The sequence below is a fragment of the Nonomuraea insulae genome (assembly GCF_042656245.1).
On the sequence record NZ_JBHSPA010000027.1, the window covers coordinates 287,910 to 301,825 of the forward strand.

At 69.3% G+C, this 13,916-nt stretch carries 13 protein-coding genes; 6 read left to right on the top strand and 7 right to left on the bottom strand.

Features of this window, described 5'->3' with window-relative positions:
* The first annotated feature begins 17 nt into the window (after positions 1-17).
* Positions 18-512 (top strand): DUF6232 family protein, encoded by a 495-nt coding sequence (locus ACFPZ3_RS23645; RefSeq protein WP_379516385.1) that lies wholly within the window; start codon positions 18-20, stop codon positions 510-512.
* Positions 509-865, top strand: coding sequence for a hypothetical protein (locus ACFPZ3_RS23650; protein ID WP_379516386.1), 357 nt, complete (start codon positions 509-511; stop codon positions 863-865). The genes ACFPZ3_RS23645 and ACFPZ3_RS23650 overlap by 4 nt, the downstream gene beginning before the upstream one ends.
* 96 nt (positions 866-961) lie before the next feature.
* On the opposite strand, the gene ACFPZ3_RS23655 is transcribed toward ACFPZ3_RS23650, so the two are convergent.
* On the bottom strand, positions 962-1,273 hold the full coding sequence (locus tag ACFPZ3_RS23655) for a hypothetical protein (protein ID WP_379516387.1): 312 nt from the start codon (positions 1,271-1,273) through the stop codon (positions 962-964).
* Between the two features lie 221 nt (positions 1,274-1,494).
* Between ACFPZ3_RS23655 and ACFPZ3_RS23660 the strand changes: the two genes are divergently transcribed.
* The gene (locus ACFPZ3_RS23660) at positions 1,495-1,911 is read left to right on the top strand and encodes a cyclic nucleotide-binding domain-containing protein (protein ID WP_379516388.1); all 417 of its coding nucleotides are present in this window, start codon (positions 1,495-1,497) and stop codon (positions 1,909-1,911) included.
* An 18-nt stretch (positions 1,912-1,929) separates the two neighbouring features.
* Positions 1,930-3,744, top strand: a complete 1,815-nt coding sequence (locus ACFPZ3_RS23665) for a glycoside hydrolase family 15 protein (RefSeq protein ID WP_379516389.1) — start codon at positions 1,930-1,932, stop codon at positions 3,742-3,744.
* Positions 3,745-3,809: 65 nt separating this feature from the next.
* Here ACFPZ3_RS23665 and ACFPZ3_RS23670 read toward each other — a convergent pair whose 3' ends face one another.
* Genes ACFPZ3_RS23670 through ACFPZ3_RS23695 form a run of 6 tightly spaced genes read right to left on the bottom strand, consistent with a single transcriptional unit; the run spans position 3,810 to position 11,313 of the window.
* The gene (locus tag ACFPZ3_RS23670) at positions 3,810-6,176 is read right to left on the bottom strand and encodes a phosphoketolase family protein (RefSeq protein ID WP_379516390.1); all 2,367 of its coding nucleotides are present in this window, start codon (positions 6,174-6,176) and stop codon (positions 3,810-3,812) included.
* Positions 6,177-6,230: 54 nt separating this feature from the next.
* Positions 6,231-6,857 carry a GAF domain-containing protein gene (locus tag ACFPZ3_RS23675; RefSeq protein ID WP_379516391.1) on the bottom strand — a complete coding sequence of 209 codons (627 nt, stop codon included), beginning with the start codon at positions 6,855-6,857 and terminating at the stop codon, positions 6,231-6,233.
* A 23-nt stretch (positions 6,858-6,880) separates the two neighbouring features.
* Entirely contained in the window at positions 6,881-8,227 is a 1,347-nt protein-coding gene (accC, locus tag ACFPZ3_RS23680) for an acetyl-CoA carboxylase biotin carboxylase subunit (RefSeq protein ID WP_379516392.1), read from the bottom strand.
* Between the two features lie 10 nt (positions 8,228-8,237).
* A complete protein-coding gene (locus ACFPZ3_RS23685; protein ID WP_379516393.1) occupies positions 8,238-8,705 on the bottom strand; it encodes an acetyl-CoA carboxylase biotin carboxyl carrier protein in 468 nt (155 codons plus the stop codon).
* Positions 8,702-10,423 (bottom strand): acetyl-CoA carboxylase carboxyltransferase subunit alpha, encoded by a 1,722-nt coding sequence (locus ACFPZ3_RS23690; RefSeq protein ID WP_379516394.1) that lies wholly within the window; start codon positions 10,421-10,423, stop codon positions 8,702-8,704. The genes ACFPZ3_RS23685 and ACFPZ3_RS23690 overlap by 4 nt, the downstream gene beginning before the upstream one ends.
* Positions 10,420-11,313 carry a tetratricopeptide repeat protein gene (locus tag ACFPZ3_RS23695; protein WP_379516395.1) on the bottom strand — a complete coding sequence of 298 codons (894 nt, stop codon included), beginning with the start codon at positions 11,311-11,313 and terminating at the stop codon, positions 10,420-10,422. Before ACFPZ3_RS23695 ends, ACFPZ3_RS23690 begins: the two co-directional genes overlap by 4 nt.
* Before the next feature lie 127 nt (positions 11,314-11,440).
* Between ACFPZ3_RS23695 and ACFPZ3_RS23705 the strand changes: the two genes are divergently transcribed.
* Positions 11,441-13,207 carry a cyclic nucleotide-binding domain-containing protein gene (locus ACFPZ3_RS23705; protein WP_465263566.1) on the top strand — a complete coding sequence of 589 codons (1,767 nt, stop codon included), beginning with the start codon at positions 11,441-11,443 and terminating at the stop codon, positions 13,205-13,207.
* Positions 13,208-13,252: 45 nt separating this feature from the next.
* Positions 13,253-13,792 (top strand): DUF4188 domain-containing protein, encoded by a 540-nt coding sequence (locus ACFPZ3_RS23710; protein ID WP_379516396.1) that lies wholly within the window; start codon positions 13,253-13,255, stop codon positions 13,790-13,792.
* Positions 13,793-13,916: the final 124 nt, after the last annotated feature.

Genomic DNA, 13,916 nt, shown 5'->3' on the forward strand with positions numbered 1-13,916 from the left:
GGCCTAGCTACTCATCGGTGGAGATTCAGGTCCGCGACGGGGTGATGCAGGTCGGCAGCGACACCTATACGCTCCGGAACATCACTCATATCGCGCAGCGAAAGCTGGTGGCGGACACGGGGGCCGCCTGGCGGAAATTCATCGTCCGCACGCTGCTCACTCTGTTCGTCGGCGCCATTCTGATAGCCATCATGGGCAACTTCTGGATAGTCGCCCTCGTCGCCGTTCTCGCGCTGCTGGTCTGGCAGCTGGTTTCGGTGCTTCAGCTGCCCCCGGTGTACGGGCTCATCATCGGGACCTCCGGTGTCGAGCGTGAAGCCGTATGGGGGACGCGCAAGGGAGAGATAGACCAGCTGGCCCGAGACGTCACCAAGGCGGTGGGCGTACCTGACGTCCCGCCGATGACCTTCCACATCCAGTCCATCGGCCGAAGCGAAGTGATCAACCAGTACGGGGCCGGCAGCATCGCCAAGGCGACACACACGGGCTCCGGCAACATAGGCGCCAGATGAGCGGCGACATCAACCAGTACGGGGACGGAAGCATCGGCGAGGCGACGCACAGCGGCTCAGGCGACATCGTGGCCGGAGGCAAGCAGTCCTGGTCGCCGCCCCCATCACCTTCGCGGGCGAGCGGTCCCGAGTCGCCGCCGCCGACTCCGTCGCGGGCCGGCGGCAGGAGGAGGCCGCTGATCGCCGCCGTCTGCGCCGTCCTGTCGGCCGTGGTGGGCGCTCTGGTCAACCTGCTCACCTCTTCATGGAGCTGGTGGATATTCGCCGCCGCCGCTCTCGTGCTGTTCATCTGGGCGGCGATCGCCTACCTCGGGGAAGCTGCTCCGCGCGGACGGGATCGGGGCAGGAGATGAGGGGCCTTCCGTAGCCGGATCACGCGAGTCCAGAACAGCAGACCGCCTCTTACCTGCGGTAAGGCCGCAGGTAAGAGGCGTTCGTGCTGCGGGGTGTCAGCGGTATCGTCGGATGGAGCCGACGCCGTTGCGCACCTCTTCCTGCCCGTTCGGGGGAAGGAAGCCCTGGGCCCCGTCGCAGCCTGGCTCGCTGAAGGTCATCCACAGCTCCGGCGCCCCCCTCGACAGGACCCGGAACCTGTCGTAGCGGTAATCGGTGTCGACGCACTGGAAGCCGTCGAATAGCTGAGTCTCCCCGTATTCGTTGGTGGCCAGGGCGTCGGCGGACGCGGCGGTGGGGGTGATGACGATCAGGCCCATGGTGAGAGCGGCCACCGTGCCGGCCAGCTTGGTGCTGAGACGGGACATGGATCTCCTTCTGCTGCCTTGCCGCTCTGTCGAGCGGCATCGCCACCAAGGGTAGTTATGCGGCTACTCACGGCGATGTAGCAGAAGGGTTACGGATCACTGACGTCGGCTTCACGGTACGGCACCGCACCCGCGAAGGGACAGCTTGAACACCTGTGGCACGCCCGGCCGCGCCCGCTACCGTCACCACAGTGGCGGTAACCGGCTGACAGGACAGATCCTTGACCGACAACCTCGCCGAATCCATCGGAAGGCTCGGCATCTTCGCCGACCTCACGCGAAGTGAGCGCCAAGCCCTGGCCGATGAGCTGGCCGAAGAGTCCTTCGCGGAAGGCCGCTGGATCCTGCGGCAGGGCGGGGGTCGCGCCGGGCTGTACATCATCGTCGAGGGCGAGGTCGGCGTGATCGTCGACGACGAGGAACGGGCCACCCTGGCCACGGGCAGCTTCTTCGGTGAGGTGTCCGTGCTGCTCGGGGAGCCGCCGACGGCCGGCATCGTGACGCGGAGCGCACTGCGGTGCCTGGTCATCCAGCCGGACGAGGTCGAGGAGTTCCTGCTGGCCCATCCCCGCGTGATGTATCGCATGCTTCAGACCGAGGTCAGACGCCTGCGCACCGCTGATCCCGAGCGTAACTGACCGTCTGGGGGACACACCGTGGGCGACGCCTTACCCGGCTACCTGCCGATCGCGGAGCACGGCATCATCGGGGACCTGCACACCGTGGCGCTCGTCGGCACCGACGGCACCATCGACTGGTACTGCTGCCCGGCCATAGACGCGCCGAGCGTCTTCGCGGCCATCCTGGACCGCGCCCGCGGCGGCTACTACCGGATCGCCCCCGCCGCCGAGGGCTGGACCACCAAGCAGCTCTACATGCCCGACACCAACGTCCTCATCACCCGCTTCCTGTCCCAGGAAGGGGTGGGCGAGGTGCAGGACTTCATGCCGATCGAGCCGCTGAACGGGCAGGCGCACCGGCACCGGCTGATCCGCCGGGTGCTGGCCGTACGCGGGCAGATGCGGTTCCGGCTGGAGGCGCGCCCGCGCTTCAACTACGGGCGGGACCGGCATGAGACGTTCTTCCACGAGAACGGCGTGTTGTTCAAGGCGCCGGGCATCTCGCTGGCCCTGGAGAGCCAGCTCCCGCTGCGGGCCGACGGCCGCGACGTGGGCTGTGAGTTCGTGCTCGAACCAGGGCAGAGCGTGACCTTCGTGCTCCAGCGGGTGCCGGAGAGCTACATCCCGCGCTCGTACTCCGATGACGAGACCCGGCTGGCGTTCGAGAGCACCGTGCGTTACTGGCGCAACTGGTTGTCGCGCTCGCGCTATCAGGGGCGCTGGCGGGAGATGGTGCACAGGTCCGCGCTGACGCTCAAGCTCATGACGTACGCCCCGACGGGGGCGATCGTGGCGGCGGCCACGACGAGCCTGCCGGAGATGATCGGCGGGGTGCGCAACTGGGACTACCGCTACACCTGGATCCGCGACGCCGCCTTCTCCCTCTACGCCCTGCTGCGGCTGGGCTTCACCGAGGAGGCCGCCGCCTTCATGGGCTGGCTGACCGAACGTTTCCAGGAGTCGAGGTCGTTGTCCGGCCGGCCGCTGCAGATCATGTACGACGTCCGCGGCGGCATCGACCTGAAGGAGGAGGTGCTCGGTCACCTGGAGGGCTACCGAGGCTCAGCCCCCGTCAGGATCGGCAACAACGCCGCCCACCAGCTCCAGCTCGACATCTACGGCGAGCTGATCGACTCGGTCTACCTCTACAACAAGTACGGCTCGCCCATCCACCACGACACCTGGTCGGACCTGTGCCGCAGCATCGAGTGGATCGTGGAGAACTGGGACCAGGCGGACGAGGGCATCTGGGAGGTGCGCGGCGGCAGCCGTCACTTCACCTACTCGCGGATGATGTCGTGGGTGGCCATCGAGCGGGCGATCAGGATCGCCACCCAGCGGGGGCTGCCGGCCGACATGAGCCGCTGGCGCTCGGCCCGCGACACGATCTACCACCAGGTGATGGGCAAGGGCTGGAACGCCGGGCGTGCCGCTTTCGTGCAGCACTACGACACGCACATCCTGGACGCGAGCATCCTGATCATGCCGCTGGTCAAGTTCATCTCGCCGACCGACCCGCGCTGGTTGTCCACCCTGGACGCCATCGGGGGAGAGCTGGTGTCGGACTCGCTGGTGTACCGCTACCACGTGGCGGACGCGGCCGACGGGCTGGACGGGTCGGAGGGCACGTTCTCGATCTGCACCTTCTGGTATGTCGAGGCGCTGGCCAAGGCGGGCCGGCTGGACGAGGCGAGGCTGGTGTTCGAGAAGATGCTCACCTACGCCAACCATCTGGGGCTGTACTCGGAGGAGATCGGGCCTACGGGCGAGGCGTTGGGGAACTTCCCTCAGGCGTTCACGCACCTCGCCCTGATCAGCGCCGCGTACTGCCTCGACCAGCTGCTGGGCTGAGTCAGCCGGTCCAGTCACGGACGAGGGCCGAGTCAGCCGCTCCAGGTCCAGTCGCGGATGAGGGCTCAGCCGGTCCAGGTCCAGTCGCGGATGAGGGCCGGGTCCTCGCCGTTGTCGCGGGCGTACTGGTGGGCGGACAGCCGGGCGTCCACCATCCGCTGACGCAGCCCCGCGGCCGAGACGGCCAGTTCGGGCACCCGGTCGATCACGTCGATGACGAGGTGGTAGCGGTCGACGTGGTTGAGCATGACCATGTCGAAGGGCGTCGTGGTGGCGCCCTCTTCCTTGTAGCCGCGTACATGCAGGTTGTTGTGGTTCGTCCGCCGGTAGGTGAGCCGGTGGATCAGCCACGGATAGCCGTGGAAGGCGAAGACGACCTGCTTGTCCTTGGTGAACAGGGCGTCGAACTCCCGGTCGGGCAGGCCGTGCGGGTGCTCGCTCTCCGGCTGGAGCCGCATCAGGTCCACGACGTTGACGACGCGCACGCTGAGCTGCGGCAGGTGCTCCTTGAGCAGGGCGGCGGCGGCGAGCGTCTCCAGCGTCGGCACGTCGCCCGAGCAGGCGAGCACCACGTCGGGCTCAGAGCCCCGTTCGTTGCCGGCCCACTCCCACACGCCGATGCCGCGCTCGCAGTGCGCGATGGCCTCGTTCATGCTCAGCCACGTCGGGCTCGGGTTCTTGCCCGCCACGATGACGTTGATGGAGTCGCGGCTGCGCAGGCAGTTGTCGGCCACCGTGAGCAGGGTGTTCGTGTCGGGCGGCAGGTAGACGCGGATGATCTCGGCCTTCTTGTTGACCACGTGGTCCAGGAAGCCGGGGTCCTGGTGGGAGAAGCCGTTGTGGTCCTGCCGCCACACGTGGGAGGACAGCAGGTAGTTGAGCGAGGCGACGGGCACCCGCCAGGGGATGCCGCGGGTGACCTTCAGCCACTTGGCGTGCTGGTTGAACATCGAGTCGACGATGTGGATGAACGCCTCGTAGCAGTTGAACAGGCCGTGCCTGCCGGTCAGCAGGTAGCCCTCCAGCCAGCCCTGGCACAGGTGCTCCGACAACACCTCCATGACCCTGCCGCTGGGGGCCAGGTTCACGTCGTTCGGGTCGTGCCTGGCGTTCCAGGCGCGGTCGGTGATCTCGAAGACCGCCGAGAGCCGGTTGGAGTCGGTCTCGTCCGGGCCGAACAGGCGGAAGGTCTCCTGGTTGGCCGCCATCACGTCGCGCAGCCAGGTGCCCAGCACCCTGGTGGGCTCGCTGTCGACGGTGCCGGGCTCGCTCACCTCGACCTTGTAGTCGCGGAAGTCGGGCAGCCGGAGGTCTCTCAGGAGCAGGCCGCCGTTGGCGTGGGGGCTGGCGCTCATCCTGCGCTCGCCCTTCGGGGGCAGCGAGGCGAGCTCGTCGATCAGCGTGCCCGTGGCGTCGAACAGCTCCTCCGGGCGGTAGCCGCGCAGCCACCGCTCCAGCATGGCGAGCTGCTCGGGGTCCTCCCGTACGTCGCCGAGCGGGACCTGGTGCGAGCGCCAGCTGCCCTCGATGGGCAGGCCGTTGAGCTCGCGCGGGCCCGTCCAGCCCTTCGGCGTGCGGAACACGATCATGGGCCAGGCGGGGCGGGCCAGGGAGTGGCCGTGCCTGGCCTGCCACTGGATGGTGGCGATCTGCCGGTAGCTCGACTCCAGGGCCTCGGCCAGGCGCAGGTGCACCTGCCGCGGGTCGTCGCCGGTGACCAGGTGCACCTTGTGGCCGTACCCCTCGAAGAGGCTCACCAGCTCGTGCTCGGGGATCCGGGAGAGCACGGTGGGTGTGGCGATCTTGTAGCCGTTGAGGTGCAGGATCGGCAGCACCGCGCCGTCCCTGGCGGGGTTGAGGAACTTGTTGGAGTGCCAGCTCGCGGCCAGCGGGCCGGTCTCCGCCTCGCCGTCGCCGATGACACAGGTCACCAGCAGGTTCGGGTTGTCGAAGGCGGCGCCGTAGGCGTGCACGAGGGAGTAGCCGAGCTCGCCGCCCTCGTGGATGGAGCCCGGCACCTCGGACGCGACGTGGTTGGGGATGCCGCCGGGGAAGGAGAACTCCCTGAACAGCTTGAGCATCCCCTCCTCGTTCTGGTCGATGTGGTGGTAGACCTCGCCGTACGTGCCCTCCAGGTACGTGTGCGCCACCAGCCCGGGGCCGCCGTGACCGGGCCCCGTGATGAAGATGGACTCCAGGTCGTGCGCCTTGATCAGCCGGTTCATGTGGGTGTAGAGCATGGTCAGCCCGGGAGTGGTGCCCCAGTGCCCCATCAGCCGCGGCTTGATGTGCTCGGGCCGCAGCGGCTCACGCAGCAGGGGGTTGTCGAGCAGGTAGATCATTCCGACCGCCAGGTAGTTGGCAGCACGCCAGTACGCGTTGGTCAGGGCGAGATCCTTGTCGGTCAGTACGGCGTGCGCGTCCGTCTTCATCAGCGGCCCTTCCTGGAGCGGCGAGACATCAGAGGCGGGAGATCAGAGACGAGATCAGAGTCGGTAGGACATCCGGGCCGTCACGACGGCGTTGGCGAGCTGCGAGTACAGGCTCGCGTTGTCGAGGGCGATGGCGGCCAGGCCGGCGAACGCGGTCCCCAGCTCGGCGTCGCGCTCGGTGAAGCGCCGCCCCTCGCGTTTGTTGATGACCTCGACCACGCCGATGGCGCGGTCCTTGACGAGCAGCGGCACCGCTAGGAGGTTCCTGGTCTCGAAGTCGATCGTGGTGCCGACCTCGGTGAAGAAGCGCTCGTCGGTCTTGACGTCGTCCACGATGGCGACCCGGCGGTTGGCCAGCGCCCAGCCCGCGATGCCGGCGCCGGGAGGGATGCGCTGCTCCACCGCCCGCGAGCCGGAGACGCCGGTGGCCACCTTGATCACCAGCTCGCCGGTGTCCTCGTCCACCAGGATCAGCGAGGTGGTCTCGGCGTCGAGCAGCCCGGCGGCCGAGGCCATGATGAACAGCAGCAGTTTCTCGCCGTCGAGCGTGGAGTTGAGCGTGACGGCGACGTCGACCAGCCGTTTGCGGGCGGCCACCTCGTCCTCTACCAGCTTCTCCAGCTCAGAGACCCGGTCCAGCGGCTCGGGAGGACCGGCGCCGGTCTCCACTGTCGATGTCATCGCCCATCCTTCCTGTTGCGGGGTCAGTCCGTCATGTGCCGTTCGATGAAGTCGGTGTAGAAGTCGCCGGAGCGGAAGACCGGATGGCCGAACACCCTCTGGTGGAACCCGATCGTGGTGCGCATGCCGGGCCCCGCCACGCGGAACTCCGACAGCGCGCGGGCCATCCGGTCGAGCGCCTCGGCCCGGTCGGGCGCCCAGACGATGAGCTTGGCGATGAGCGAGTCGTAGTACGGGCTCACCGTCCAGCCGGCCGCGCAGTGCGTGTCCACCCTGGTCCACGGGCCCCCGGGCGGCGAGAACTCGGTCAGCCGGCCCGCGGCGGGCGCGAAGTCGCGGTCGGGGTTCTCGGCGTTGATCCGGCACTCGATCGCGTGGCCGGTCAGCCGGACGTCCTCCTGGCCGACGGTCAGCGGGACGCCCTGCGCCACCCGGATCTGCTCCTTGATCAGGTCGATGCCGGTGATCATCTCGGTGACCGGGTGCTCGACCTGGATGCGGGTGTTCATCTCCATGAACCAGAAGCGGCCCTCCTCGTCGAGGAGGAACTCCATCGTGCCCGCTCCCGTGTACCCCACCGACAGGGCGCCCTTGACCGCCATGGAGCCCATCGCGGCCCGCGTCTCGGGCGTCAGGTGGATCGACGGGGCCTCCTCGATGAGCTTCTGGTGGCGGCGCTGCACCGAGCAGTCGCGCTCGCCCAGATGGATGCCGTTGCCGTAGTTGTCGCAGACGATCTGGATCTCGGTGTGCCGGGCCGAGCGCAGGTAGCGCTCGATGTAGACGGCGCTGTCCTTGAAGACGGCCTGCGCCTGCGCCCGGGTCGTCTGGTACGCGCGCCGCAGGTCCTCCCTGCGCCACACCACGGTCATGCCCCGGCCGCCACCTCCGGCCGCGGCCTTGATGATCACCGGGTAGCCGATGTCGTCGGACACGTCCTGCGCCTCGTCGGCGGTGGGCACGGGCTCGATCGTGCCGGGCAGCAGCGGCAGCCCGGCCTCCCGCATGAGCTGCCTGGCGCTGGCCTTGTTGCTCATGCGCTCCATGACGTGCGGGGGCGGGCCGATGAAGGTGATGTTGTGCTCGGCGCAGATCTCGGCGAAGTACGGGTCCTCCGACAGGAACCCGTACCCCGGGTGGATGGCGTCGGCCCCGGTCTTGAGCGCGGCCCCGATGATGTTGGGAATGTGCAGGTAGCTCCGCACGGTCTGGGGTGGCCCGATCCGGATCGCCTCGTCGGCGAAGCGGACCACGGCGGAGTCGTCGTCGGCGGTGGAGTAGACGGCGACGGAGGCGATGCCCATTTCGCGGCAGGCGCGGGCGATGCGCAGGGCGATCTCGCCGCGGTTGGCGATGAGGATCTTCTGCATCTCGGCCTCGTCAGGGTTCGTCGATGGGAGGCTCGATGAACATCAGTTCCTGGCCGAACTCCACCATCTCGCCGTCGTTGGCCACGATCTTCACGATCCGGCCCGCGCGGTCGGCCTCCACCTTGTTCATGATCTTCATGGCCTCGACGATGGCCAGCTCCTGGCCCGCCTCGACGATGTCGTTCTCGTTCACGAAGGGCGCCGCCCCCGGCTCCGCGGACCGGTAGAACGTCCCGACCAGGGGCGCCACCACGGCGTGGCCGTTCAGCGGCGCCACCTCCACCTCCGCTTCCTGCGCCGCCTCCGCTGCGGGGAGGGGCGTGTGGGGGGCGGCGGCTCTCGCGTGCCACTCGACCTGCACATGGTGGTCCCCGGCCGTGAGCGTCACCCGGCTCAGCGTGCCCGGGAGCGCCGTGGCCAGGGCGCGGGCCTGTCTGCACAGGGACTCGACCAGTTGCTCGTCTTTGCCGTCGATCATCGGGCTCGCTCCTGAAGTCGCAGGACAGGCTGGACCCCTGGCGTGCCGAACAGCCGGAAGCGCTGGTAGCGGGCCTCCAGCAGGGTCCGCGTGTCCAGGGGCAGAAGGTCGTTGAGGCAGGTCACCAGCGCGTGCTTGAGGTTCGTCGCGGCGGTCAGGTGGTCGGCCTGTGCCCCGCCCTCCGGCTCGGGCACGACGGCGTCCATGATGCGCAGCGTCAGCAGCTCCGCGGCCCGCACCCGCAGCGCCTCGGCCGCCTGCGGCGCCTTGGCGGCGTTGTTCCACAGGATGACCGAGCAGCCCTCGGGGCTGATGACCGAGTAGTAGGCGTTCTCCATCATCATCACGCGGTCGCCGACGGCCAGCGCCAGCGCGCCGCCGCTGCCGCCCTCGCCGGTCACGACCGTCACGATCGGCACCGGGAGCCGGGACATCTCCATGATCGACTGGGCGATGGCCACGGCCTGGCCGCGTTCCTCCGCGCCCAGCCCGGGGAAGGCGCCCGGCGTGTCCACCAGGGTGATCACAGGGAGGCCGAAGCGGGCCGCGTACTGCATGAGCCTGATGGCCTTGCGGTAGCCCTCGGGCTCCGGCATGCCGAAGTTGCGCGCCACCAGCTCGGCGGTGTTGTGGCCCTTCTGGTGGCCGATCAGCATGACCGTGCGGCCGGCCAGGCTGCCGAGGCCGCCGACGATGGAGGAGTTGTCGGCGTAGAGCCGGTCGCCCTGCAGTTCGAGGAAGTCGTCGCAGAGGTAGCCCGCGTACTCCAGGGTGGTCGGGCGCGCGGCGTCGCGGGCGCGCTGGACGACCTCCCAGGCGGGGTGCAGCCGCAGCTCGCCTGGGTCGGTGATCGCGGGCCGGCCCTCGCCGACGGGCAGCCGGTCCTGACGCCGCGCGGCGTGCAGGCGCAGCAGTTTGGTGAGCGTCTGGCGCAGGTTCTCCCGGGGCGTGACCAGGTCGAGCATGCCGTGCGCGAGCAGGAACTCGGCCGTCTGGAAGTTCTCCGGCAGCTTCTGCCTGATCGTCTGCTCGATCACCTGGGGTCCCGCGAAGCCGACCAGCGCGCCGGGCTCGGAGATCAGGACGTCGCCGAGCATCGCGTACGAGGCCGTGACGCCGCCGAACGTCGGGTCGGTGAGCACGCAGATGTACAACACGCCGGCGTCCTTCAGCCGGGCCAGCGTCTGGCTGGTCTTGGCGAGCTGCATGAGGGAGACGCAGCCCTCCTGCATCCGCGCGCCGCCGGAGGCCGCGATGATGAGCAGCGGGGTACGCGTCTCCAGCGCCTCCTCCGCGCCGCGCGTGATGATCTCGCCGACGGCCCCGCCCATGCTGCCGCCCATGAAGCCGAAGTCCATGGCGGCCACGACGACCCGGTGGCCGCCGATCGTCGCGTACCCGTAGCTGGCGGCGTCCCGGCGGCCGGTCTTGCGCCGCGCCTCCTCCAAGCGGGTCGTGTACGCCTTGGAGTCCACGAACTCCAGCACGTCCACGCTCGCCACGTCCTGCCCCCGCTCGTCGAGCACGCCGTCGTCGAGCAACTGGCGCAGCCGGTCGGTCACCGAGAGCCTGAAGTGGTAGCGGCATTCCGGGCAGACCCTCAGGTTGCGCTCCAGCCGCTTGATGTACAGGAAGGCATCGCAGGACGGGCATTTCACCCATTGCGTGTCGTCGCTGGACTCTCTGGTCGCGGTGGGGGCCACGAGATCCTGACTCACGATTCGCTCCTCTCCTGGAGGCGAGTCTCCGCATGGATCCTGCGGTGGATGGTCCGCCGCTCCTCAAGACGCAGCTTCAACTCCGAGTAGGCGGGGGCCGACCGCTCGCCCTCGCCGAAGAGGCGGGAGCTGACGAAGGCGAGCAGGTCGGTGGTGAGCCGGTGCCGGTCGATCGTGGTCGCGGTGATGACCAGGTCGAGCGCCCGCCGCCAGCGTTCGCGCCGGATCTCGACCTCGACCATGGCGTGGACGAGATAGCCGGCGTGGCCTGGCTCGGTGTCGAGCTTGCGGAGCATGCGGTACTCCGCCAGCGCCTCGGCCCCGTTGCCGAGGGCCAACTGCAGCTCGGCCACGTCCAGCCTGGCCGGCACGTCGTCCGGGGCGCGGCTCACCAGCTCGGTGGCGGCCTCCAGCGCCGCCTGGGACCGGCCGTTCAGCCGGTGCATGTCGATCAGGCTGCGCAGGGCCTCCACGTCGCCGGGGACGAGCGCGGCCGTCTCCCACAACAGGCGTTCGGCCTCCTCGACCGAGCCGTTGAGGTAGGCGACGTGGCCGAGGTTCACCCGGGCCGCGGGCTCGCCGGGGTCCAGGCGCAGGGCCGTACGCAGCGCGCGTTCCGCCGCGGTGGTCTCGGCCGAGCCGAGCAGCGCCATCGCCAGGTCCCGCCAGGCCACCGCGTCGTCGGGGGTCTGGTCGACCAGCCTGTTGAGGAAGTGGCCCGCGTCGCCGAGGCCGAGCTCCAGCGACGATCGGCCGGCGATGGACAGCAGGCTCGGATGCTCGGGGTTGGCTCTCAGACCCTCCAGCGCCAGCAGGTAGCCCGCCTGGAAGTCCGCCGCAGCGAAGGCTTCCCCTGCCCGTTTGACCAGGTCGTCTATCTGGGTGTCCACGCAAACCTCCGCCTTCACCGGAAGCCGGTTTTGCAGGGACACCCTACGGACCGCCCCGGCGCGGTCATAGGCGCGGCGACCTGAACAGGGCGGGCCCACCGCAGCTCGCCTGGTTAGTGTCCTGCCCATGAGCCAGACAGTGCGGCAGGACAGCTCCGGGGTACGGGCCCGGCCGGAATGGCTGCGCCGGTGCGCGGCCATGGAGGCTCTCGACGACCGCGAGGTGGCGGTGATCGCGGAGCTGGCCGAGGTCGAGGATCTGGGGCCGGGCGAGGAGGTCTTCGGCCAGGGTTCGTCGGGCGACCGGATCTACGTGATCGTGTCGGGGCGGGTGGCGGTCGTCCGCGGTGTCCACACGACCGCCGAGCTGACGCCGGGGGAGTTCTTCGGCGAGATGGCGATGTTCAACGCCTCGGAGCGGGTGGCCGCGGTGCGCACGCTGGAGGACACCCGGCTGGCCGCCATCAGCCGCGAACGCCTCCAGCCGCTCGTGCAGCGGCACGAGCCCGCGGCGGTGAAGCTCATCCAGCAGCTCGGGAGCCTGGCGTTGCACCGGATGCAGCGGGCCGACCTGGAGCTGCGCGAGCGGGGGGACGCGTCGCTGGCGGTGCTGCTGGATGAGTACCGGCAGCTCGGCAAGCAGCTGCTGGCGGGGTGGGCGCTGGCGTACCACACGGTCGGCAAGCCGGGGAAACTCGCCGTGATCTCGACCAAGCCCAGCTCCACGGCCGCGGACCTGTCCGTGGCCTACTCGCCCGGCGTGGCCGAGCCCTGCCTGGCCATCCGCGACGACCCCGAGGCCGCCTACGCCTACACCGGCAAGGGCGGGCTGGTCGGGGTGATCTCGAACGGCACCGCCGTGCTCGGGCTGGGCGACATCGGCGCGCTGGCCGCCAAGCCGGTGATGGAGGGCAAGGCCGTGCTGTTCAAGCGCTTCGCCGACCTCGACGCCTTCGACGTGGAGGTGGCCGAGACCGACGCCCAGGCGCTGGTGGACACCGTGGTGGCGATCGCGCCGACGTTCGGCGGCATCAACCTGGAGGACATCGCCGCGCCCGACTGCTTCTGGATCGAGCGGGAGTGCGTACGGCGGCTGGACATCCCCGTCATGCACGACGACCAGCACGGCACCGCGATCATCGTGGGAGCGGCGCTGCTGAACGCCCTGGAACTGACCGGAAAGCGTCTCGACCAGGTCCGCGTGGTCTTCTCCGGCGCGGGAGCCGCCGGCTTCGCCACGGCCGGATACCTGCTCGCCCTCGGGGCGCCGCGGCGGAACCTCATACTCACCGACGTGTCCGGAGTTGTCCACGCGGGCCGGGACATGCCCGCCTACCTGCGGGAATTCGCCGTGAGCAGCGACCTGCGGACGCTGGGCGAGGCCGTCGTTGGCGCCGACGTCTTCATCGGGGTGAGCGCGGGGAACGTCCTCACGCCCGCGATGTTGCGCACCATGGCCCGCGACCCCGTGGTGTTCGCGCTGGCCAACCCGATCCCGGAGATCGACCCGCGGACGGCCGGGGCGACCAGGCCGGACGCCATCGTGGCCACCGGGCGCAGCGACCACCCCAACCAGGTCAACAACGTCCTGGCCTTTCCCTACGTGTTCCGCGGCGCGCTCGACACCCGGGCCCGCGCGATCACCGAGGGGATGAAGCTGGCCGCCACCTGGGCCATCGCGCGCCTGGCCAGGCGGCCGATCACGGCGGAGGCCGGGTTCGACGGCGACGGGCTGGCGTGGGGGCCCGGCTACCTCATCCCCAAGCCGTTCGACCGGCGGCTGCTGCCCGAGGTCGCCACCGCCGTGGCCGCGGCCGCGATGCGCGACGGGGTGGCGCGCCGCGAACTCGACCTCGCCGACTATCGGGCCGGGCTCGAGAAAGCGCGGTTCTGAGCGGCTGGCATTCCAGCCCGCTCGGTTTTAACCTGAATTTCCCCGATGGTCGTGGAGGTGTTTCCCGTCGTGGCTTCCCCGGTTTTCCCCGGACGTTTCGCCGCCTATACCGACGAGCCGTACGTCGTGTTCATGATAGGCATGCGAATCAACAAGTTCTTCTCGTTACGCAAATGGACCTTCGGCGCCATCTCGTTCGTCCGCATGCTGCGTATGCTGCTGAAGAACCCCGAGAAGGGGTTTCTCGGCGGGCAGCAGATCGTTTACTGGCGGGGCATCGGAATGGTGCAGTACTGGCGGTCGTTCGAGGATCTGGAGCGATTCGCCCGCCAGTCGAGCGATCCGCACGTGCATGTCTGGCGGCAGTACAACCAAATGGTCGGGAACGACGGCACATTTGGTATCTGGCACGAGTCTTATCTCGTCGATCCGGGTAGGTACGAGGCCATTTACGACAACATGCCCGCCTTCGGTCTGGGCACCGTGATGGAGCTCGGGCCGGCGCTCGGCCGGCGCGAGACCGCCCGCAGGCGGCTCGGCGGCCAGGGCGAGCCCGCCGTGCCCTCCCCGCCCCAGCCCGTCTGATCCCCGGACGACCAAAGGCCCGCGCTCCTCCTCTTCCCGCCGCTCTCTGGCGGGAGTGGGAGGGGCGCGGTCTTTTGATGTCCGGCCGAGGCGTTGAATGGCCTACATGTCGCCACGTGAACGG

Excerpts from the sequence above, each read along its gene's own strand:
- ACFPZ3_RS23650 (WP_379516386.1), top strand. The coding sequence starts at position 509 with ATGAGCGGCGACATCAACCAGTACGGGGACGGAAGCATCGGCGAGGCG.
- ACFPZ3_RS23705 (WP_465263566.1), top strand. The coding sequence starts at position 11,441 with ATGAGCCAGACAGTGCGGCAGGACAGCTCCGGGGTACGGGCCCGGCCG.
- ACFPZ3_RS23710 (WP_379516396.1), top strand. The coding sequence starts at position 13,253 with ATGGTCGTGGAGGTGTTTCCCGTCGTGGCTTCCCCGGTTTTCCCCGGA.
- ACFPZ3_RS23670 (WP_379516390.1), bottom strand. The coding sequence starts at position 6,176 with ATGAAGACGGACGCGCACGCCGTACTGACCGACAAGGATCTCGCCCTG.
- ACFPZ3_RS23685 (WP_379516393.1), bottom strand. The coding sequence starts at position 8,705 with ATGATCGACGGCAAAGACGAGCAACTGGTCGAGTCCCTGTGCAGACAG.
- accC (WP_379516392.1), bottom strand. The coding sequence starts at position 8,227 with ATGCAGAAGATCCTCATCGCCAACCGCGGCGAGATCGCCCTGCGCATC.
- ACFPZ3_RS23655 (WP_379516387.1), bottom strand. The coding sequence starts at position 1,273 with ATGTCCCGTCTCAGCACCAAGCTGGCCGGCACGGTGGCCGCTCTCACC.
- ACFPZ3_RS23675 (WP_379516391.1), bottom strand. The coding sequence starts at position 6,857 with ATGACATCGACAGTGGAGACCGGCGCCGGTCCTCCCGAGCCGCTGGAC.